Annotated in this window: 19 protein-coding genes; 15 read left to right on the top strand and 4 right to left on the bottom strand. The window is 71.4% G+C overall.

The features are described 5' to 3' along the window. The first annotated feature begins 3 nt into the window (after positions 1 to 3). The 5 genes from ACQP04_RS25180 to ACQP04_RS25200 are packed head-to-tail and all read left to right on the top strand — an operon-like array spanning position 4 to position 6,190. Entirely contained in the window at positions 4 to 1,218 is a 1,215-nt protein-coding gene (locus tag ACQP04_RS25180) for a CaiB/BaiF CoA transferase family protein (RefSeq protein WP_433503029.1), read from the top strand. After that, positions 1,218 to 3,143, top strand: a complete 1,926-nt coding sequence (locus ACQP04_RS25185; protein ID WP_433503030.1) for an acetoacetate--CoA ligase — start codon at positions 1,218 to 1,220, stop codon at positions 3,141 to 3,143. Before ACQP04_RS25180 ends, ACQP04_RS25185 begins: the two co-directional genes overlap by 1 nt. Beyond that, positions 3,140 to 4,006: an HpcH/HpaI aldolase/citrate lyase family protein gene (locus tag ACQP04_RS25190; RefSeq protein ID WP_433503031.1), complete on the top strand. Its 867-nt coding sequence runs from the start codon at positions 3,140 to 3,142 to the stop codon at positions 4,004 to 4,006. Before ACQP04_RS25185 ends, ACQP04_RS25190 begins: the two co-directional genes overlap by 4 nt. After that, positions 4,003 to 5,316 carry a CitMHS family transporter gene (locus tag ACQP04_RS25195; RefSeq protein ID WP_433503032.1) on the top strand — a complete coding sequence of 438 codons (1,314 nt, stop codon included), beginning with the start codon at positions 4,003 to 4,005 and terminating at the stop codon, positions 5,314 to 5,316. The genes ACQP04_RS25190 and ACQP04_RS25195 overlap by 4 nt, the downstream gene beginning before the upstream one ends. 19 nt (positions 5,317 to 5,335) lie before the next feature. Continuing rightward, the gene (locus tag ACQP04_RS25200; protein WP_433503033.1) at positions 5,336 to 6,190 is read left to right on the top strand and encodes an MBL fold metallo-hydrolase; all 855 of its coding nucleotides are present in this window, start codon (positions 5,336 to 5,338) and stop codon (positions 6,188 to 6,190) included. A 9-nt stretch (positions 6,191 to 6,199) separates the two neighbouring features. Here ACQP04_RS25200 and ACQP04_RS25205 read toward each other — a convergent pair whose 3' ends face one another. From ACQP04_RS25205 to ACQP04_RS25215, 3 genes are read right to left on the bottom strand one after another with little or no spacing between them, the layout of a single operon-like run. Next, the gene (locus tag ACQP04_RS25205; protein WP_433503034.1) at positions 6,200 to 6,997 is read right to left on the bottom strand and encodes an enoyl-CoA hydratase/isomerase family protein; all 798 of its coding nucleotides are present in this window, start codon (positions 6,995 to 6,997) and stop codon (positions 6,200 to 6,202) included. Positions 6,998 to 7,047: 50 nt separating this feature from the next. Further along, complete coding sequence (locus ACQP04_RS25210; protein ID WP_433503035.1) at positions 7,048 to 7,812, bottom strand: enoyl-CoA hydratase/isomerase family protein; 765 nt, start codon at positions 7,810 to 7,812, stop codon at positions 7,048 to 7,050. Beyond that, positions 7,809 to 9,620: an acyclic terpene utilization AtuA family protein gene (locus ACQP04_RS25215; protein ID WP_433503036.1), complete on the bottom strand. Its 1,812-nt coding sequence runs from the start codon at positions 9,618 to 9,620 to the stop codon at positions 7,809 to 7,811. The genes ACQP04_RS25210 and ACQP04_RS25215 overlap by 4 nt, the downstream gene beginning before the upstream one ends. Positions 9,621 to 9,813: 193 nt before the next feature. On the opposite strand from ACQP04_RS25215, the gene ACQP04_RS25220 reads away from it, so the two are divergent. The 9 genes from ACQP04_RS25220 to ACQP04_RS25260 all read left to right on the top strand — a co-directional run bounded on the left by ACQP04_RS25220 (position 9,814) and on the right by ACQP04_RS25260 (position 18,693). Beyond that, the gene (locus ACQP04_RS25220) at positions 9,814 to 10,584 is read left to right on the top strand and encodes a TetR/AcrR family transcriptional regulator (protein ID WP_433503037.1); all 771 of its coding nucleotides are present in this window, start codon (positions 9,814 to 9,816) and stop codon (positions 10,582 to 10,584) included. Positions 10,585 to 10,624: 40 nt separating this feature from the next. Continuing rightward, positions 10,625 to 11,800 carry an LLM class flavin-dependent oxidoreductase gene (locus ACQP04_RS25225; RefSeq protein ID WP_433503038.1) on the top strand — a complete coding sequence of 392 codons (1,176 nt, stop codon included), beginning with the start codon at positions 10,625 to 10,627 and terminating at the stop codon, positions 11,798 to 11,800. A gap of 35 nt (positions 11,801 to 11,835) precedes the next feature. Continuing rightward, on the top strand, positions 11,836 to 12,669 hold the full coding sequence (locus ACQP04_RS25230) for a phytanoyl-CoA dioxygenase family protein (RefSeq protein ID WP_433503039.1): 834 nt from the start codon (positions 11,836 to 11,838) through the stop codon (positions 12,667 to 12,669). A 34-nt stretch (positions 12,670 to 12,703) separates the two neighbouring features. Continuing rightward, positions 12,704 to 13,837, top strand: a complete 1,134-nt coding sequence (gene dctP, locus ACQP04_RS25235; RefSeq protein WP_433503040.1) for a TRAP transporter substrate-binding protein DctP — start codon at positions 12,704 to 12,706, stop codon at positions 13,835 to 13,837. After that, the gene (locus ACQP04_RS25240) at positions 13,834 to 15,249 is read left to right on the top strand and encodes a TRAP transporter large permease (RefSeq protein WP_433503041.1); all 1,416 of its coding nucleotides are present in this window, start codon (positions 13,834 to 13,836) and stop codon (positions 15,247 to 15,249) included. The genes dctP and ACQP04_RS25240 overlap by 4 nt, the downstream gene beginning before the upstream one ends. A 17-nt stretch (positions 15,250 to 15,266) precedes the next feature. Beyond that, positions 15,267 to 16,481 (top strand): CaiB/BaiF CoA transferase family protein, encoded by a 1,215-nt coding sequence (locus tag ACQP04_RS25245; protein WP_433503042.1) that lies wholly within the window; start codon positions 15,267 to 15,269, stop codon positions 16,479 to 16,481. A 62-nt stretch (positions 16,482 to 16,543) separates the two neighbouring features. Next, on the top strand, positions 16,544 to 17,509 hold the full coding sequence (locus ACQP04_RS25250; RefSeq protein WP_433503043.1) for a zinc-dependent alcohol dehydrogenase: 966 nt from the start codon (positions 16,544 to 16,546) through the stop codon (positions 17,507 to 17,509). Next, positions 17,506 to 18,039 (top strand): TRAP transporter small permease, encoded by a 534-nt coding sequence (locus tag ACQP04_RS25255; protein WP_433503044.1) that lies wholly within the window; start codon positions 17,506 to 17,508, stop codon positions 18,037 to 18,039. Before ACQP04_RS25250 ends, ACQP04_RS25255 begins: the two co-directional genes overlap by 4 nt. A 6-nt stretch (positions 18,040 to 18,045) precedes the next feature. Beyond that, the gene (locus ACQP04_RS25260; RefSeq protein WP_433503045.1) at positions 18,046 to 18,693 is read left to right on the top strand and encodes a TetR/AcrR family transcriptional regulator; all 648 of its coding nucleotides are present in this window, start codon (positions 18,046 to 18,048) and stop codon (positions 18,691 to 18,693) included. Positions 18,694 to 18,711: 18 nt separating this feature from the next. Here the strand turns inward: ACQP04_RS25260 and ACQP04_RS25265 are convergent, their stop codons facing one another. Next, positions 18,712 to 19,746 (bottom strand): Lrp/AsnC family transcriptional regulator, encoded by a 1,035-nt coding sequence (locus ACQP04_RS25265; RefSeq protein ID WP_433503046.1) that lies wholly within the window; start codon positions 19,744 to 19,746, stop codon positions 18,712 to 18,714. A 121-nt stretch (positions 19,747 to 19,867) separates the two neighbouring features. Here ACQP04_RS25265 and ACQP04_RS25270 point away from each other — a divergent pair, with 121 nt between their 5' ends. After that, positions 19,868 to 20,863, top strand: a complete 996-nt coding sequence (locus ACQP04_RS25270) for a DUF7064 domain-containing protein (RefSeq protein WP_433503047.1) — start codon at positions 19,868 to 19,870, stop codon at positions 20,861 to 20,863. The last annotated feature ends 8 nt before the right edge of the window (positions 20,864 to 20,871 follow it).

Genomic DNA, 20,871 nt, shown 5'->3' on the forward strand with positions numbered 1-20,871 from the left:
GTAGTGACTTCCGCAGCACAGGGGCCCAGCGGTGGCCCGCTCGCCGGCATCAGGGTCGTGGAGTTCGCGCAGGTGATCGCGGGCCCCTTGTGCGGCACGCTGATGGCCGACATGGGCGCCGACGTGGTGCACGTCGAGCCGCCGGGCACCGGCGACAGCGCCCGCCGGATGGGTCCGGCCAAGGACGGCCACCATCTCTGGTGGAAGGTGCTGGGCCGGAACAAGCGCTCGGCCACGCTGGACATGCGGTCCGACTCGGCGGCGGAGCTCGTGCGCGGCCTGGTCGAGTGGGCGGACGTGGTGATCGTGACCTTCCGGGCCAAGACCGTGGAGCGGTTCGGCCTGGACTGGGAATCGGTGCACGCGATCAACCCGTCCGCGGTGCTGCTGCAGATCTCCGGCTACGGGGAGAACACCTCGCTGCGGGACAGCCCGGGCTTCGGCAAGATGGGCGAGGCCCGCAGTGGGCTGGTTCACCTCACCGGCTTCCCGGACGGCCCGCCGGTCCACACCGGCTTCTCCCACGGGGACGCCGTGACGGGGCTGATGGCGGCCTTCGCCGTGTCCGCCGCGCTGGTGCGCCGCGCCAACCACCCGGAGCGGCAGGGCGAGTGGATCGACCTGGCGCTGTTCGAGCCGCTGTTCCGGCTGGTGGAGTGGCAGGTGATCCTGCACGACCAGCTGGACACCGTGCCCCAGCGCTCGGGCAACGCGCTCGCGGTCGCACCCGCGGCGGTGATCGGCTGCTACCGCACGGTGGACGACGCGTGGGTCACCGTCACCTCCGGCACCCCGCGGTCGGTGGTCAACATCGTCCGGCTGCTGGGCATGGACACCGATGCCCTCGCCGACACCGCCGCACAGACGGCGGCCCGCGCGGAGATCGACTCCACGCTGGAGAAGTGGATCGCGGCCCGTCCGGCGGACGAGGCCGTCGCGGCCCTCGTCGCCGCGGACGTCGTCGCCTCCCGGGTCTACGACATGGCCGACATCGCCACGGACCCGATCTACGCCGAGCGCGGCGACATCGTCACGGTGCCGGACCGCGACCTCGGGGAGGTGCGCATGCAGGCCGCGCTCCCCCACTTCCGCACCGACCCCGGCTCGGTGTGGCGCACCGGTGCCGCCCTCGGCGAGGACAACGACCTGGTGTACGCGGACTGGCTCGGCCTGGGCGCGGACCGCGTCGCCGCGCTCCGCGAGCGGGGGGTCATCTGATGAGCGGGCCGGTCTGGACCCCGGCCCCGAACGCGGACTCCCACCTGGCGCGCTTCGGCCGCTGGGTCGCGGAGCGCCGCGGGATCGACGGCACGGTCTACGACCGGCTGTGGGCCTGGTCGGTCGAGCGGCCCGCGGAGTTCTGGGCGGACGTGGCCGAGTACTTCGCGGTACCGGTCGCCGGGGCGGGAGAGGTGCTGCCGGACGCGTCGATGCCGGGCGCGCGCTGGTTCCCCGGCGCCACCCTGAACTACGTGGACCAGGTGCTCGGCCACGACCGCGGCACCGGCACCGCGGTGATCGGCGTCGGTGACGACGTCGACACCGTCACGCTGAGCTGGCCGGAGCTGCGCCGCCAGGTCGCCGCCCTGGCCCACACCCTGCGCGAGGCCGGAGTGGGCCGGTCGGACCGGGTGGTGTCGTACACGCCGGACATCGTGGAGGCGGTGGTGGCGTTCCTGGCCGCCGCGAGCCTCGGCGCGACGTGGGCGAGCTGCGGGCAGGAGTACCCGGCCGACGCCGCGGTCGACCGGCTCGGCCAGCTCGACCCCGTCGTGCTCGTCGCCGCGGACGGGTACCGGCACTCCGGTCGGGAGTACGACCGCCGCGAGGCCGTCGCCGTGCTGCGCAGGGGGCTGCCGAGCCTGCGCACCGTGATCGGGGTGACCCGACTGGGCGTCGGCCTCCCCGACTCCGTGGCCTGGGAGGACGCGACGGCGGGCGAGCACGCGCTGCGCACCGAGCCGGTCCCGTTCGACCATCCGCTGTGGGTGCTGTTCTCCTCCGGCACCACCGGGGCGCCCAAGGGCATCGTGCACGGGCACGGCGGGATCGTGCTCGAGCACGTCAAGAACCACGCCCTGCACCTGGACGTCGGGGCCGAGGACACCTTCCTCTGGTTCACCTCGCCGAGCTGGACGATGTGGAACATGCAGGTCGGCGGCCTGCTGCTCGGCGCCACGATCGTCTGCCACGACGGCAACCCCGGCTACCCCACCCCCGGTGACCTCTGGCGCGTCGCCGCGGAGCAGCGGGTGACGGTGCTCGGCGCCAGCCCGGCCTACCTGCGCGCCTGCGAGACCAAGGGCGTGGAGCCGGCGAAGGAGCAGGACCTGTCCGCGCTGCGCGTGCTCGGGTCCACCGGCTCGGTGCTGCCCCCGGAGGCCTACCACTGGGTCCACGACCACGTCGGCGCCTCGGTCATGGTCGCCTCCACCTCCGGCGGCACAGACGTCTGCAGTGCCTTCGCGGGCGGCGCCGCAACCGTCCCGGTGTGGCCGGGCGAGATCTCGGTCCGCAGCCTGGGGGTGGCGCTCGCCGCGTACGACGAGCAGCACCGCCCCGTCGTCGGGCAGGTGGGCGAGCTGGTGGTCACGGCCCCCACCCCGTCCATGCCGCTGTCCTTCTGGGACGACGCCGACGGCGCCCGCTACCGGGCCGCCTACTTCGACGACATCCCCGGCGTGTGGCGGCACGGGGACTGGATCACCGTCACCGACCACGGCTCGGTGATCGTGCACGGCCGCTCGGACTCCACGTTGAACCGCAACGGGATCCGGATGGGCAGCGCCGAGATCTACCGGGCGCTCGAGGGCGTGCCGGAGGTGCTGGACTCGATGGTGCTCGGCGTGGAGCAGCCCGGCGGCGGCTACTGGATGCCGCTGTTCGTGGTGCTGGCCGAGGGCGCGGAGCTCGACGAGGCGCTCGTCGACCGGATCCGGCTCGCCATCCGGGAGAAGGCCTCCCCGCGGCACGTGCCGGACGAGGTGCGGGTCGCCCCCGGCATCCCGCACACCCGCACCGGCAAGAAGCTCGAGGTGCCGGTCAAGCGCATGCTGCAGGGCGCGGGCGCCGACATCGTCGACCCCGGCGCGGTCGCCGAGCCGGAGCTGCTGGAGTGGTACGCCGGGCAGGTGCGCACATGATCCCCGCGCGCTCGTTGTTGTTCATCCCCGGCAACCGGACCGCGTGGGTGCCCAAGGCCGCGGCGGCGGGCGCCGACGCGGTGGTCCTCGACCTCGAGGACGCCGTGGCGGCGGCCGACAAGGTCGCGGCCCGCGCCGAGGTCGCGGACCTGCTCGCCGACGGCCCGCCCCTGCCGGTCGTGGTGCGCGTCAACGGGTTGCACGATCGCGGCGCGCTCGACGATCTCGCCGCCGTGGTCCGACCCGGGCTCACCGCGGTGATGGTCCCGAAGATCGAGTCGGTGGCGGACGTCCACGTCGTCGACCGGCTGCTCGGCTGGTTGGAGGCGGACACCGGGATGGAACCCGGCGGCGTCGGGCTGGTGCCGGTGCTGGAGACCGCCGCGGGCATCCGGCAGGCCTACGACCTCGCGCGGGCCACACCGCGCGCGGTCTACATGGGCGGGCTCGGGGTCAAGGGCGGGGACGTCGAGCGCTCGCTGGGCTATCGCTGGACCCCTGACGGCACCGAGACCCTCGCCCTGCGCAGCCAGGTCCTGCTCGACGTCCGCGCCGCCGGTGTGCCCAATCCGGTCACCGGGCTCTGGGCGGACGTCAAGGACCTCGACGGCCTGCGCGCCTTCGCGGCCCAGAGCCGCGGCCTCGGCTACGAGGGCATGTTGGCGATCCACCCGTCGCACGTCGAGGTCATCAACGAGACCTTCACCCCATCGGAGACCGAGCTGGACCGGGACGCCGCGCTGGTCGAGGCCATGGAGTCCGCGGCCGCCCAGGGCCGCGGCGCCGTGGTCCACGACGGCGACATGATCGACGAGGCGATGGCCGCCACGGCGCGGCGTCGGCTGGCGCGCTATCGCCGATGACCGCCGCACTGGGCTTCGCCACGATCCTGACCTTCCTGGCGCTGACGATGTTCGTCCGCCGAGTGTCCGTCCCGGTCGCGCTCATCCTGGTGCCGGTGGTGTTCGCGGTGGCGGGCGGCTGGGCGGGCGACGTCGGCGGCATGATCGCCGACGGTCTGCTGAAGGTCGCCCCGGTGGCGATCATGATCGCCTTCGCCGTCATGTACTTCAGCCTGATGGTCGACGTCGGGCTCTTCGACCCGGTGATCCGCCGCGTGCTGCAGTGGGCGGGCGGGAGCCCGACGAAGGTCGCCGTCGGCACTGCGGTGATCACCCTGCTCGTGGCGCTGGACGGCGACGGGACCTCGACCTTCCTCATCACCGTGACCGCGCTGCTGCCGATCTACCGCCGGATCGGCATGCGGCCCGTGGTGATGACGGGCATCATCGCCCTCGCCGCCGGGATGATGAACATCATCCCGTGGGGCGGACCCACCGCACGAGCGATGGCGGCGCTGCAGATGACCAGCGCCGACCTGTTCATCCCGCTGCTGGTGCCGATGGCGGCAGGTGCCGTCTGGGTGGTCGCGGTCGCCTGGTTGCTCGGCCGGCGCGAGGCGCGGCGGATCGGCACGCTGTCGCTCGATGACCCCGCCGCGTCGGGCACCGACGGTCGCGTCGCGACGGAGGCACCCCCGGTCGTGGTGGTCCGGCCGGTGGTTCGGGCGTTCAACGTGGTGCTCACCCTGGTCCTGCTCGTGATCCTCCTGCTGCAGCTCGTGCCGCTGCAGGTCGCCTTCGCCGTGGCGTTCGCCCTGGCGCTGGTCGTGAACCTGCCGCAGTGGGCCGACCAGCAGGAACTGATGAAGCGCCACGGCGGTAACGTGATCATGGTCGTGATGATGGTGCTGGCCGCGGGCGTGCTCACCGGCATCCTCTCCGGCACGGGCATGATCACCGCCATCGCCGAGACCCTCGTGTCGTGGGTCCCGGACTCGGCGGCGTCGGCGCTGCCGGTCCTCACCGCCCTGACGTCCATGCCGCTGTCCCTGGTCATGACCGCGGACGCGTACTACTTCGGCGTCGTCCCGGTGCTGGCCGAGACCGCCGCGTCGTTCGGCGGCGACCCCGCCGAGATCGGCCGCGCCGGGCTGCTGGGCAACGGCACGACCGGGTTCCCGGTGAGCCCGCTCGCCGCGGCGACGTTCATCCTGCTGGGGCTCAGCGACGTCGAGCTCCAGCGCCACCAGCGCCATGTGTTCGGGTGGGCCTTCGGCACGACGGTCGTGATGACCGTGGCTGCCGTCGCCACCGGTGCCCTGTCAGTCTGAGCAGCTCGAGGAGGAACACATGAGGATCGGCGATGTGCGGATCGACCCTCTCATCGACGGCGAGCTCGTCGTCCCGGGGAGCACCTTCTACCAGGGCACCACGGAGGCGGACTGGCTCGCGTACGACCGGTTCCTGGAGCCGGTCTTCCACGAGGCCACGCACCTCAACACCCTGGGCGGCTACCTGCTGCGCTGGGCGGACCGGGTCGTGGTCGTCGACTGCGGCATCGGACCCTCGCCCACGCCGCCCTTCGTCGGTGGCGGGTTCCGCTCCGCGCTCTCGGCGCTGGGCGTGGCCAGGGCCGAGGTGACCGACGTGATCCTCACCCACCTGCACTTCGACCACCTCGGCTGGGCGTCGGTCGACGGCAGGCCCTTCTTCCCGGAGGCCACCTACCGCCTGGATCGCCGGGACTGGGACTACTACTGCGCACCGGACTTCGAGATGACCGAGCTGGAGGCGAGCTACTGCGACCCGGAGAAGGACGCGCCGAAGCGGCGGCTCGCCCCTGTCGAGGACCGAATCGAGTTCTTCGTCGGCGAGCAAGAGATCCTGCCGGGCCTCAACGCCCTCGAGGTCGCGGGCCACACCCCCGGCGAGACCGCGGTGGAGATCGTCTCGGCCGGGGAGAAGGGTCTGCTGCTGGGCGACGTCGTGCACGCCCAGCCCGAGCTGATCGACGACCAGCCGGTCGAGAAGTGGTGCTTCCTCAACAACCACGACCAGGAGGCCGCGAACGCCGCCGTCGAGCGGATCCGGCGCCGGGTCGCCGACGAGCGGATCCCGTTCGCCGCCGCACACTTCGCCGGCCTGCGCTGGGCCCGGATCGAGCTCGACCGCGGCCGCCGCACCTGGGTGGACATCCCCGTGTAGAGCGACCCGTCAGCGACCCTTCCAGACAGGGTCCCGTTTCTCGAGGAAGGCAGTAGACCCCTCGTTGAGGTCCTCGCTGGCGAAGGCCACGGCCCGCACCATGTTCAGATGGTCGAGCGCGTTGTCGAAGGGCATGTCGGTCGACTCGTTGAAGGCGGTGATCCCGAGGCGGACCGCCAGCGGGCTGAACGAGGCGATGCGCTTCGCGACCGCCAGCGCCTCGTCCTGCAGCTCCGTCCCAGGCACGACCCGCTGCACGACCCCGACGGCGAGCGCCTCGGCGGCGTCGAGGCTGCGCCCGGTGAGGGCAAGCTCCATTGTCCGGCGGTCGCCGAGAACCGGCCGGACGAGGGGCAGGATAGTGAGCGGAAAGATCCCGAGCTTGATCTCGGGGATCCCGAAGGTCGCGTGGTCGGCGGCGATCGCGAAGTGCGCCATGCAGGTCAGCCCCATCCCGCCGCCCATCGCCGTCCCGTTGACCGCCGCGATCAGCGGGGTGCGCAGCGAGCGGGCCAGCCGGAAGAGCTCCACCGGCGGGTAGCTCTCGAGCAGCTCGCTCATCGGCTTACCCAGGGCCTTGGCGAAGTCCGCCTGGTCCCCGCCCACGCAGAAGGCAGGCCCGGTGCCGGTGAGGATCACCGCGCGCACCTCCGGGTCGGCGTCGAGGCGGGCGAACCGCTCGACGAGGTCCTCGACGAGCGCGAAGCTGAGCGGGTTGCGGCGTGCCGGGTTGTCGAAGCGCAGCCGGACGACGTGGTCGAAGCGCTCCTCCACCATGCCGCCGGGGGTGGTGCCGTTGGTCGTCATCTGGGGTGTCCCTCGCGTGTCGGTGGGCCGCGGTGCGTTCGTCGTGCGGGTCATCGGCCCTGCCAGACCGGCTCACGGCGCTCGCGGAAGGCCGCGGGGCCCTCCTGGGCGTCCGCGCTCTCGTAGACGCCGCGGAACAGCTCGTCCGCCACCGCCTCGGCCGCGGTGCGGCCCATGTCGCCGCTGAGCTTGACCATCCGCAGATGGGCCGCGACCGTGAGCGGCGCGTTGCGGCAGATCGCCAGGGCCAGCTCGCGGGCCCGCGGCAGCAGCTCGTCCGCGGGGACGACGTCGTTGACCAGGCCCAGCCGCTCCGCCCGCTCGGCGGCGATCGGCAGCGCGGTCAGCAGGAGCTCGTTCAGGGCCCGCCGCGGAATCATGTCGGCGAGCGGGATCGCCCACGGCGCGCCCCGGCCCCACTTCGCCTCGGTGATCGCGAAGGTGGCCTTCTCCGAGGCGACACAGAGGTCGGCCATCTGGGCCAGCAGGAAGCCGCCCGCGTACGCCGCCCCGTTGACCGCGGCGATGACCGGCTTGTCGAGCTGCACGTTCGTCCCGAGCCGAGGCGTGAAGTCCCTGGGAGGCACGGTCAGCCCCGTCTGCGACATCTCCACCAGGTCGGCCCCCGCGCAGAAGCTGACGTCCCCGGTGCCGGTCACGATCACGGCGCGGCAGGTCGCGTCCGCCTGGGCCGCGTGGAACGCGGTGAACAGCGCCTCGCGCGCCGCCCGGTTGAGCGCGTTGCGCTTCTCGGGGCGGTTGATCCGGATCTCGTGGACCGGACCGTTCACGGTCACGACGATCTCGTCGCTCATGCCACACCCCCCGCCTGCAGGGTCCGCGCACCGGAGACCAGCTCCGCGGGCACTCGCACCTGCTTCGCGCGCAGGTACTCCCCCAGGCCCTTCGCCTGCGGGTCGATCCGCAGGCAGGCCGACACCCCCTGGCCGAGGAACCCGAACACCATGAAGTTGAGCCCGTGGAGCAGGGGGAACTCGTGGCGGACGACCTCGAGCTCCGCCAGCTCGGGCAGCAGCGCGCACAGACGATCCACGGTGAGCCAGTCCCGCAGCGCTCCATAGGCGGCGGGGTCGCGGACCCACACCCCGAGGTTTGCCGCCCCCGCCTTGTCACCCGAGCGCGCGCCGAGGACCTCCCCGAGGGCGATCGGCACGAGGGCACCGCCGTCCTCGACGGGAGTGCGGTGCCGGTCGGCGGGCTCGTGGCGGATCGGCAGCGGCTCGGCCGGGACGACCGGGCCCCACGGCACCTCCTCGGTCCGGCCGTCGAGCACCACCGCGGCACGCACCGCGCTCTTGGGGACCAGGCACGGCCACTGCACCCCGACGAGCCGCTCGGCGGCGGGCGGGGTGGTGAAGTAGCAGCCCGGGATGCTGGAGACCCCCAGCTCGACGACGCGGTCGGAGAAGTTCGCGCGGCTCACCCGCGCCCGGTCCGCGTCCCGCGCGGCGATGGTCAGCCACGCGCTCGCGGCCTCGTAGCTCGTCGTGTCCGCCGCCAGGGACCCGACCACGGAGAAGCGCAGCTCGTCGAAGGCCGCCGGGTCGGCCACGTACTCCCGGAACTGCCGTTCGATCCAGGCGATCTTGGCGGGCTTGTCCGGGCCCGTGAGCCCCACGGTCATGCTGTTGCGGTAACCGCCCTCGTAGGAGAGCGACAGCTTGGTGGCCGTGGTCGGTGCGCGTCCCTCCACCCCGTGCAGCAGCACGCGGTCGGCGGCCTGCTGCTCCAGCCGGACGGTCCGCCAGTCCACCACGACGTCGGGGTTGTGGTAATCCGGGCCGCTCACCTCGTACAGCATCTGGGCGGTGACCGTGTCGACCGTGACCAGGCCCCCCGACCCCGCCGTCTTGGTGATCACCGACGATCCGTCCGCACGGATCTCCGCGATCGGCATGCCCGGAATGCCGAGGTCTTCGTGCTCAGCGAAGAAGCAGAAGTTCCCGCCGGTCGCCTGGGCGCCGCACTCGATGGCGTGGCCGGCCGCCAGAGCGCCGGCGAGCCGGTCGTAGTCCGTCTCCGACCAGCCGAACCGCCAGGCGGGGGGCGCCATGACCAGTGCCGCGTCGGTGACCCGGGGGGCGATCACGATGTCCGCCCCGGCCCGCAGCGCCGCGACGAGTGGCAGGCACCCGAGGTAGGCGTTCGCCGTCAGCACCTGGTCGGTCCCGATGCCCAGCGACCGTCCGGTGTCGATGTTCGCGAACGTCTCGCCCGCCTCGCGGAGCGCGGCGAGCGCACCGGTGACGTCGTCCCCGGTCACCGCCGCGACCCGCAGGGACAGGCCCTGCTCGCGACAGAGCTCCTCGACGTCCGCGGCGCACCCGACGGGATCGAGCCCCCCCGCGTTCACGACGACCTTGATCCCGCGTTCGGCGATCCAGCCGAGCTCCGGGCCGAGCTGGTCGACGAACCCGGTGGCGTACCCGGGCTTGCCGCGCAGCACGTTCTTCTTGAGCACCAGCATCGTCAGTTCGGCGAGGTAGTCGCCGACCAGCACGTCGACCGCCTCCTCACGGAACCGGGCGAGAGCGCCGCGCCGGTCGCCGTAGAAGGCGGCGAACGACCCGACGCGCAGCGCGGGTCCTGCCGATCCAGTCATGGGAGAGCTCCTTCGCTCTGGGCGGATACGGACCCCGGGAGATTTCTCAAACCGGCGGGCCGTACCGAAAAAAAACTCTGAACGATCGTTCGTAGAACCTACGGGCTTCTCGTTCTGAGCGTCAAGACTCCTCCATCATCGCAGGTCAAAGCGATGCAACCGCGACACGAGTGGTCCTGGACACCTGGGAAACGTGCTGTTAGATTACGGACGTTCGTGTTCGAACTGGAGGCTCCAGCGTCCCGGGGCGCGCACCGCACAGGACCCGCCGACCCGGCCCGTCCGACAGACCACCGACACATTCCGCTCCGGCTCGGTCCCATCGAGGAGGCCCGCCATCGCCCGCACCAACGAAGGTGCGAGCGGCGCCATCGAGAACGCCGCCCGCCAGCTCTTCGCGACCCAGGGTTTCGCCGGGACCTCAATGCGCGACCTCGCACGCAGTGCCGGTGTCAGCTCGGCCGGGCTGTACAACTACACGACCTCGAAGGAGGAGCTGCTCTGGCGGGTCACCGCGACCACGCTCCGCAGCCTGCTCGCCGACGCCGAGGCGGCCTTGGCCGGCTCGCCGTGCCCTGCCGCCCAGCTCGCCGCGGTGGCGGGCGCCCACGCTCGCCACCATGCGCTCCACCCTCGCCCCGCCCGCATCGGCAACACCGAGCTCCAGCACCTCTCACTCCCGCACCGCCACGAGGTGGCCGGTCTGAAGGACCGCTACGAGCGGGCCTTCCGGGACGTCATCGACGAGGGGGGACGGCTTGGCTTCTTCGACCTCGAACTGGAGCGCTACGCGGCGTTCTCGATATTGGAGATGGGTTTCGGGGTCGGGGTCTGGTTCCGAGCCGGAGGCGAGCTCTCCGTCGCGGAGATCGGCGAGGTGTACGGACGGCTCGCGTTGCGGATGGTCGCGTTCGATCCCGTGAGCCACGACCTGAACTGCCCGGATCCGACACACGCCCGATGAACGGCCGGATCGACCGCCCATCCACCCCAGGAGCATCCCCATGGCAACGACGCAGGACCGGCCGCTGAAGTTCGGCGTGTTCGTGCCGCCCCAGAACGTCGTCGGGCTGAACCCGACTGTCGCGATCCGGCGGGCGATCGAGCTCGCCGTCCACCTGGACCGGCTCGGCTTCGACGAGATCTGGTTCGGCGAGCACCATTCCGGCGGCTCCGAGATCGTCGCCTCCCCGGAGTTGATGATCGCCGCCGCCGCCGAGCGCACGCAGCGGATCCGGCTCGGCACCGGTGTCGTCTCGCTGCCCTACCACCACCCGTTCCAGGTCGCGGCCCGCATCGTGCAGCTCACGCACATGACCCGTGGCCGGGTCATGTTCGGTGCGGGTCCCGGCCAGCTCCCCACCGACGCCGCGATGTTCGGCCTCGAGGCCACCCAGCTGCGGCCGCGCATGGAGGAGTCGCTGGACATCATCCTGCGCCTGCTCGCGGGCGAGACGGTCAGCCACAAGGCGGACTGGCTGACCCTGCAGGACGCCGTCCTTCAGCTCGCCCCCTTCGGCGGCGAGCTCGACGTCTCCGTCGTCGGCACCGTCTCGCCGTCGGGCCCGAAGCTCGCCGGCCGACACGGGCTCGGCCTGCTCTCTCTTGCCGCGACCGACCCGACGGGCAACGATCAGCTCCCCGTGCATTGGGAGATCGTGCGGGAGGAGGCGGCCCGCACGGGCCATACCGTCGACCGCTCCGCGTGGCGGCTGATGGGCCCGATGCACCTAGCCCGGACGACGGCCCAGGCCGTCGCGGACTGTGAGTACGGCCTGCGCTGGCAGTACGGATACTTCTCCCACATCTCACCCTCCGCGATCTCGGTCCCGGACACCACTACCGAGCTCGCACACCTGATCAACGACACCGGGCGCGGGGTGATCGGCACACCGGAGATGGCGGTAGCGCAGATCCGCAGGTTGCTGGACCGCTCCGGCGGCTTCGGCACCTACCTCTTCCAGGGCGCCGACTTCGCGGACTGGGCCGCGACCCTCCGCAGCTATGAGCTGTTCGCCGATGAGGTCATGCCGCATTTCGACGGCACCCTCGCCCCGGTCGCGACCTCCTACGACCGCGTGGTGTCGGAGTCCGACTCGAACCGGGCGGCCACCGCCGCGGCGCGGGTCGCGGCGACCGCGCAATGGGACCGCGAGCGGGACGCAGCCGCCACAACCTGATCTCACCCCATCCCCCACCTGAGAGGACGACGACGATGACGCCCACCCTGATGACCGGCCTGGACGAGACCCTCACGCTCGCCCCGGACACCATCGCGCATTACCACGAGCACGGCTGGACCCGCGTGGACCAGGTCATCCCCCGCGAGGTCGCACTCCTGCTGCGCGAGCGGTTCCTCGCTCTGGAGCCGGAGGACAAGGCTGCCGAGCTCGAGGCCCTCGACATCGAGAAGCAGAACTACACTTCTGACCCCGAGTACCGGAAGCAGCACCTCATCCACCGGGAGAACAGCCTCACCGAGGAGTTCACCCGGGTCACTCGATGCCGGCGAGTCGGGTCGGTGGTCCGCCAGCTGCTCGACGTCCCCGAGGTCCAGCTGTTCCGCACCAGCCTCTTCGAGAAGAAGCCCGAGTCCGGCGGGGGCGGGGTCACGACCCTGCACCAGGATTACCCCTACATCCCGGTCGACCGCAGCGGGTCGCTCACCATCTGGATCGCGCTGGGCGACCTTCCCGCCGAGACCGGGACCCTGCAGTTCGTCCCCGGCACCCACCGCGAGGGGTCGTTGGGTCGCGATCGCACGTTCATCAAAGGCTACGACCGGGTCACCGAGATGGAGCGGAAGCTCGAGTGGAAGCTCAGCCCCGCCCCGTCGCTGCGGGCGGGCGACGCGACCATCCACCACGACCTGACCGTGCACGGCGCCGGGGTCAACGCCTCGTCGGACACCCGGCTCGGTCTCGCGACGCTCTACATGGACAGCCGCTGCCTGTTCACCGGAGCGCCGTCCGCGGTCACCGAAGGCATGCCACTGACCCTGAACTCCACCTTCGACACCACGCTGTTCCCGATCATCCCCAGCGTCTGACTCGTCGACGCGCAGATCCTGCAAAGGAGCAGAGATGCGAAAGACGCGATTCGGCGGCCGGATCCCGGCCCTCCTCGCGGCCGGGCTCGCCGCCGGACTGTTGGCCACCGGCTGTGCGTCGGGTTCGGGGGGCGGAGCGGGGAGCGCAGAGACCTACGACCTCTCGTTCAGCTCCTTCGCCCCCGAGACCAACCCCAGCGCCCGGGTCAGCGAATGGTTCATGTCCCAAGTGGAGGAACGTTCCGGCGGACGGATCACCTTCACCCGCAACTGGCTCGAGGCGGGCTGTCCGGCCGCCGAGCTGTACCAGTGCGTGAACGACGGCCGTGCGGACGTCGTCTTCAGCTCGCCGACGTACGAGCCGCAGAAGTTGCCCATCACCCTGATCTCAGCGGTCCCGTTTGTCGCCAACTCCACCGACGAGAAGGCACAGGCATTCTACGAGCTCTACCAGAAGCAACCCGCTCTCCAGCAGGAGTACGAGTCGTCAGGTATGCGCCTGCTCGGGCTGTGGAGCGTCCGCCTAGTGCTGGGCTCCCAACAGCCGATCGACTCCATGGCGGACATCCAGGGCAAGAGCCTGCGCGCGACGGGCGACGCCATGATCAAGTCGATTCGGGAGGCGGGAGGGAACCCGGTCACGCTGACCGTGAACGAGGTGTACGAGTCCCTGCAGCGTGGCGTGATCAGCGGATACGGCCTCGACCTCGCCTCGAACATCAACTACAACCTCTACGAGCAGGTCGACCACCTCAGCGACCCGAACGTCGGCGGCTTCTCCCCCATCAATCTCGTCATCAGCCAGGGCACCTACGAGTCCATGGACGACGAAGCCAAGCAGATCATCGACCAGGTCAGCCGCGAGCTGTCCACCGGTGAGGCGGTACGTTCGCTGAACCAGACCATCTCCGGCATCTGCGACCAGGTTCTCAAGACGGACCTCGAGTCCTACACGGTGTGGTCCGAGGCCGCGACCGCCGAGTGGCGCGACCGTATGCTTCCGGAGCTGGAGGCGGGCTGGAAGGCGACGGCTGGCGAGGCCGGGGTCGCGGACGTCGACGGGCTCTGGGATGCCTGGTCCGCCGAACTGCGCGCTGTGCAGAACCCCGTCGAGGATGCCGAGGTGACCTGCGCGAAGCGGTTCGCGCAGGAGCGAGGTGGCGCATGACGGCGACGGCGATCGTGCTGATCGCGTTCGCGGCGCTGATGGTCCTGATCGCCGCCGAGATGCCGATCGCGTTCGCCATGATCTTCGCGGGTGGGCTCGGGCTCGTCCTGCTGCGCAGCATCGACGTCACGACGGCCAACCTGGCCTCGCTGCCGTTCACCTCGACGGCGAGCTACGGGCTCACGGTGATCCCGATGTACATCCTGCTGGGGGCGTTCGCGCTGCACGGCAGGTTCGCCGACCAGATCTTCGCCTTCGCCGCCCGGCTCCTGCGCAGGGCACCGGGCGGGCTGGGGGTGGCGACGGTCGGAGCGTCGGCGGTGTTCGGGGCCGTCTCCGGCTCGACCGCCGCCGCCGCGGTCACGATCGGCAGGCTCACGGTGCCGCGGATGCTCGCCGCCGGGTACTCCCGGCGGCTGGCGGGCGGGATCGCCGCCATCGGCGGCACGCTCGACTGCATCATCCCGCCCTCGATCGTCCTGGTGATCTACGCAGTACTCACCCAGCAGTCGACGGCGGCGATGCTGGTGGCGGGCATCGTTCCCGGGATCCTGTCCGCCGTCGCCTACAGCCTCTACATCATGGTGCGGGCCTGGCGGGCGTCCACGAAGGTCACCGGCGCCGTCGAACGGCCCGCGGGTGAGCTCGTCGCGGCCGGCGGGGTGCCCACCCCGCCGGCCCCTCCGGCGGCCGCCGAGGACCCTGCGGACCCGCCCGCGTTCGAGAGCCCGCAGCGACCCACCCCCGGGTACATGGCGACCGGGCTGGTCAAGGCCACCATCCTGTTCGGCATCGTCATCGGCGGCATCTACACGGGGGTGTTCACCCCGACCGAGTCCGGCGCCATCGGTGCCGCCGCAGCGCTGGTCATGCTGATCATCGACTTCCGCGGTCGCGGAGGTCGCGCGTTCGGCGACGTCATGAAGCGCTCGCTGAGCGAGGCGGCCGCGACGACCAGCATGGTCGTCGCGATCATCTTCGGCGCGGCGATCTTCTCCTCGATGCTCGTCGTGTCCAAGGTGCCGCAGCGGCTGGCCGCGTGGATGTCGCACCTCGACGTCCCCGGCCCGCTCCTGCTCGGCATCGTGCTGCTCCTGCTCATCCCGCTCGGGATGTTCCTGGAGACGCTGTCGATCCTCACCATCGTCGTCCCGTTCCTGCACCCCGTGCTCCTCGAGTTCGGGCTCGACCCCGTGTGGGTCGGGATCCTCATCGTCAAGGTCGTCGCCCTCGGGATGATCACACCACCCGTCGGGATCATCTCGTTCGTCGTCGCCGGGGCCGTCCGCGAGCTGAACGTGGTGGACGTGTTCAAGGGCGTCATGCCGTTCGTCGTCATCGATCTCGTCGTGGTCGCGGGACTGTTCGCCGTTCCAGGGCTGGTCACCTGGCTCCCGGCCCACGTGACATGACTCAGGAGGCTCGTTCCGTGCAACATCCAGAGGACACCCCGCCGGCGGGGCCCCTGCAGGGACTGCGCGTGGTGGAGTTCGGCCACGCCGTCGCGGGGCCCTTCGCGACGGTCATGCTGGCCGACCTCGGCGCCGAGGTCGTCAAGATCGAACGCCCCGGCGTCGGGGACAGCCTGCGCGGGATGGGCCCGCGCAAGGGCGACGTCGGCCTGTGGTGGACCGTCGCGGGACGCAATAAGAGGTCCGTCACCGTGGACCTGCACCGACCGGAGGGCCTCGCGCTCGCCCGGGAGATCATCGGCAGGTCGGACGTGGTCGTCGAGAACTTCCGGCCCGGCGTCATGGAGCGGCTCGGGCTCGGCTGGGCGGATCTTCAGACGCTCAACCCCGATCTCGTGCTGCTCCGCATCTCGGGCTTCGGGCAGACCGGGCCCTACGCGGCGCGCGGCGGCTTCGGCAAGATCGCGGAGGCGTTCAGCGGCGCGACCAACCTGACCGGCGACCCGACGCAGCCCCCGGTCCACCCCGGCTACTCGCTCGGCGACGCCACCTGTGGCCTGATGGGCGCGTTCGCGGTCCTTGCCGCACTCCGAGCGAAGGACAGCGGTGTCGCGTCGGGGCAGGTCATCGACCTGGGCCTCTACGAGCCGGCGTTCCGCCTGATCGACTGGCAGCTCCCGGTGACCGTCACCGGCGACGTGCCGATCACTCGCAGCGGTCCCAAGTTCCCCTTCGACGCCGCGTTCGTGACGACGATCTGCCGCACCTCGGACGGCGGGTACGTCGTGGTCTCCGCGGCCACCGCCGCCACCATCGAGCGCCTCGCCGAGTTCCTCGCGGCCGAGTCGGGCGGCCCCGTCGCGGCCGGTGCCGCGACGACGGCGTCCGCGGCGGCGCTGACCGAGGAGGTCGAGGCGTGGTGTGCGGGCCAGCCCGCCGAGCGGGTGCTCGACCGGCTCTCGGCCGCCGGGGTCGTCTGCGGGCCGGTGCTGCGCCCGGACGAGATCATGAAGGACCCTCAGTACGCGGCCAGGGAGAACATCGTCGAGATCGAGGACCCGAGGATCGGTCCGCTCACCATGCCCGGTGTCGTCCCCCGCTTCTCGGAGACGCCCGGAGAGGTCCGGTGGGCCGGCCCCGACCTCGGCCAGGACACCGACGAGGTGCTGGGCCGGGTGTGCGGGCTGACGGCCGAGCGGATAGCCGAGCTCCGCCGGACCGGTGTGGTGTGAGGGCCCTACTACGGACGGGTGTGGAGCCGGGCGAGTGCGGTCTGGCCACCGTGCCCGACCCCATGCCGGGGCCGTGCGAGGTCCTGCTCCGCGTCGCCTTTGCCGGCATCTGCGGCACCGACCTCCACGCTTACCACTCCGAGGGCGACTACCGGGGGCTGCCCACGCCCCTTGTCCTGGGCCACGAGTTCTCCGGCGTCGTCATCGCCACAGGCGAGGGTGTGTCCTCCGGGCGAGCGGGCGAGCGCGTACTCGCCCGGGTGATCCAGAGCTGTGGCACCTGCCGCGGGTGCGCCGCGGGGCTGGTGAACCTCTGCCCGGACCGGGAGGTCCCCGGGATCACGTACGACGGCGGCTTCGCCGAGTTCGTCACACTGCCGGCGCACCACACCGTCTCCGTCCCTGGCGAGCTGGGCCTCGACCTGGCCGCTCTGATCGAGCCGGTCAGCGTCGCCGTGCACGCAGTCGAGCGCGCTGAGTCCGGACGGCGACTTCCACGGGGCCGGGCTGTCGTCAGTGGTCCCGGAGCGATCGGGCTCTTCTCCGCGCTGCTGCTGCGCGACCGCGGCTACGACGTGGTCGTCGTCGGGACCGAGCAGGACGTCGACACCAGGCTCGCCGCCGCGGCAGCCGCCGGTCTAGCCACCGGGATCGTCGGGCCCGCGGGCTACACGGGCCCCCCGACCGCGGGAGCGGGACTGTGGCTCGAGGCGTCCGGCTCCGCCGCCGCCCTCGGCACGGCACTGGACTCGCTCGCCGCCGGCGGTGTGCTGTGCAGCGTCGGGCTGGGCGACCGGCCCCTGGGCAAGGATCTCGCCTCGGCCACGCGGCGCGAGCTGTCGGTCCTGTTCAGCATGGCCTCCGGACCGGAGGACTACCGCGCGGCGGCCGCCCTGCTGAGCGACCGGCCGGCCGACGTCCGCCGTCTCGTGCACGACTACGCGTTCCTCGACTGTGAGCGGGCGCTCGCCGATGCCCGGTCCGGCCGCACCGTGAAACCCCTGCTCACAATCGGAGGAGAGCCGTGACCACGGAGCACGCCCTCACCACCCGTTCCCCCCTGCACGTCTACGGGCGCCTCGTGGGCCGCATCTCGCTGATCGCTGCGGTCCTCGCTGCGGCATCGGGCGTGGTGCTCATGATCGCCGTGGTCGCCGACGTCGCCACCCGCACGGCCACCGGCGGCAGCCTGCCCGGGATGGTCGACGTCGCCGAGACAATGCTCGTCGTCATGACCTACCTCGGGCTGGCCTACGGCGAACGCACCGGCCAGCAGATCCGCACCTCCGTCCTCACCGACCGCTGCCCACCGGGGATCGCCTTCACGCTGCGGATCGGCAGCATGCTGGCCGTGCTCGTCGTCGTAGCCTGGCTGACCTGGGCGAGCATCGGCAGGGCGGTCGAGTCGACCGCGAGCCACGAGTACCGCTTCGGCCTCATCCACTGGCCCCTCTACCCAGCGCGGATCGTTGTGGCGATCGGCTTCGCCGCCCTGCTGCTGGTCGTCGTGGAGAAACTGTGGAGAATGGCGTCGGAAAAGCACTCTGCAGGAAGTTGACTTCGCGTGCCGCCCAGGACGACTAGCAATGTCGCTGTCATTCGCAACACTGCGCTCAAGCTCTTCTCCGAGGGCGGCTACACGGGCACGTCGATGCGCGACATCGCCGCCACTGCAGGAGTCAGCACCGCGAACATCTACAACTACGCGGAGTCCAAGGAAGAGCTCCTCTGGAACCTGATCCGTGAGTCGACGGACATGCTGACCGGAGTGGCTCAGCGAGTGCTCGCGGGACGTGTCTGTCCGGTGGACCGGCTGTCGGTGCTCGTCGGCGCTCACGTCGAGTTCCATGTACGCAACCCCTGGCGGGCCCGTGTCCTCGCCCAGCAGGTCCAGCACCTGTCCGCGGTCCATCGGCGGGTCGCCAAGGCGTCTCAGGCCGAGTACCAGGAACACTTCGCGTCAGCGATCGAGGAAGGCGTGGAGCTGCGGATGTTTCGCACCGAGCACGGACGCCTCGCCACTCCCGCCATCCTGTGGATGGGCATCGGTACGAACCGCTGGTTCGTCCGCGGGGGACCGGACACCGCCCAGTCCGTCTCCCGTGTACTGACCGAGTTCGCGCTTGGGCTTCTCGCCTACGACGAGAGCGCACACGAGAAGGGCTGCCCCCAGCCCGGCGCGGGTCACTCCCAGCAGCCCGGGCCAGGCTGAGATCCGCGCGCTGCCGAGTCAGTCCTGGCCCGCGCGGGGCAGGAGCGGCTCCCAGGGCACCACGCCGCTCGGCGCCTCGTCCTGGTCGAACGTGCGGCCGATCCGTTTGCGGACGGCCAGCACCAGGGAGCGGTCCGCGATGACCAGCGACGGCAGCGCCTGGTGCAGGGCGATCTCGAGGCCCTCGATCTCCCCGGCGGACTGCACCCGCACGTGGACGAGCAGGTTGGACGGGCCCGCCACGGACAGGATCGACCACACCGGGCGGAGTGCGCGCAGCCGTGTGCCGACCTCCCGCAGGCCGATGGCGGGCACCCGCAGGAAGAACCAGGCGCTGACGGGGCGGCCGGAGAGCCGCTGGGCCACGTCCGTCCGGAACTCCATGGCCCCGCCCGCCACCGCCGCCTGCACGTAGCTGCGGGCGCGGCGGTGCGGTACTCCGAGCCCGTCCGCGATCGTCTTGCTGGTGGCCCGGCCGTCTCGGCACAGGATCGCGACGAGCGTGCGGAGCTCGTCCGGCCCCAGGCCGCGAACGGCCTCGGCGGGCGCGGGAGTCGCCCGGCGGGCCTCCTCCACGGCACCGACCTGCGCGGGTGACAGCGCCGTCAGCCGCCACTCCTCCCCCGCCTTGATGGTGGAGAGCACCGGGTTCGCGCGCACCGCCCGCACTCCCGGGATCCGGTCCAGCCGCCTGATCAGGTAGGCGCTGAGCTCGGCCGCGTCGGCGCAGCTGACCGTCAGCATCAGGGTGCGGGCCCCGGAGACGACCTCGACGGAGAGGCAGGCCCGGTCCCGGCTCACCTCACCGACCACGTCCTCCGCCGCACCGGCCAGGCACTCCACCTCGACGACCGCCCCGTGGCGGAAGGCGCGCTGGGCGGGCTGGCAGGTGATCCAGGCCGCCCCGCGGCGGACGAGGTCCGACCACCGGCGGGCCAGGGTCACCGGGTCGACGTCGAGCACGGGGCCTAGCCGGGACCACGGGGCGCGCGGCCAGACCTGGAGGGCGTGCACGAGCTGCAGCTCCTTGTCTGAGAGAGCCGAGACCTGCATCAGAGCCACCGATTCCGGTTGATGTCTGCATTCCCTTGGCGCCAAAACGCTACTGAGGTGACAGTTCTCGCGTCCATCCCGCAGAAACCTGCAGGGATGATCTCCCAGAGGAAGGGCTCTCGTGATCAGCGCCGAGCACTACGGGTTCCAGCACACGGCCGACGCCGACCACACCTGGCTGGAGTCCCTCCAGTTCCCGGTCGTGGTGCCGGAGGCGCACCTCTACGCCCTCTGCTACATCAACGTCCGTCCGACGCTGGGCGTGATGTGGAACCAGGTCATGGTCTGCGGCACTCTCACCGAGAGCCGCTCGGACCTGTTGCACTACAACGAGAACCACTTCCTGCCCGCACCCGCGGACTTCCTCGCGATCGACTCGCCGCTCGGGCTGCGCATCCGGGCGCTGGACGCGCCCCGCGAGTTCCGCATCGACTACGCCCACCCGGACGGCACCGAGATCCACGTGGACTGGACGGGCCTGATGGACCCGTTCGACATCCACGACCCGGCACAGAGCCCCCAGGCGGGCATCGCGGACGATCTGCACTCCGACGTGCGCGGCGGGACCGGGCACGTCGACATGACGGGGCGGGTCACCGGCACCCTCACCGTCCGGGGCCGCACCCACGAGGTCTACAGCCTGGACCGGATGGACCGCAGCTGGGGGCCGCGGCACCCGATGAAGACCCGGAACATGTTCATCGTCTCCGTGGCGGCAGAGCCCGACCTGGCCTTCCACATGATCTGCCCGTGGGAGCCGGACCTCGCGGGGACCGACGCCATCCGGCTCATGCACGGCTTCGTCTACGACGGCGGCGAGGTCCGCGGGCTCGTCGAGAAGGCGCGGATCGAGGCCCGGCACCACGGAATGCTCTGCACCGGCCTGGACATGGAGGTACACGACGTGCACGGCCGCCGGTACGACCTGCACGCGGTACCGGACATCGGTGCGCCGTGGATCGCGGGCCCCAGCGCCATGACGCACAACGCGTTGATGCGCTTCACCGTCGACGGCCGCCCCGGCTACGGCCGGGTGCTGAAGAACTACAGCCTCCCCTACCTCAACGCGCGGCGCGGCCGGTTCCACGACGAGCCCACCGCCGCCGTCTACGTCTGACACCGGAG

It is taken from the genome of Pseudonocardia halophobica (assembly GCF_050948485.1).
Taxonomy (GTDB): Bacteria; Actinomycetota; Actinomycetes; order Mycobacteriales; family Pseudonocardiaceae; genus Pseudonocardia; species Pseudonocardia halophobica.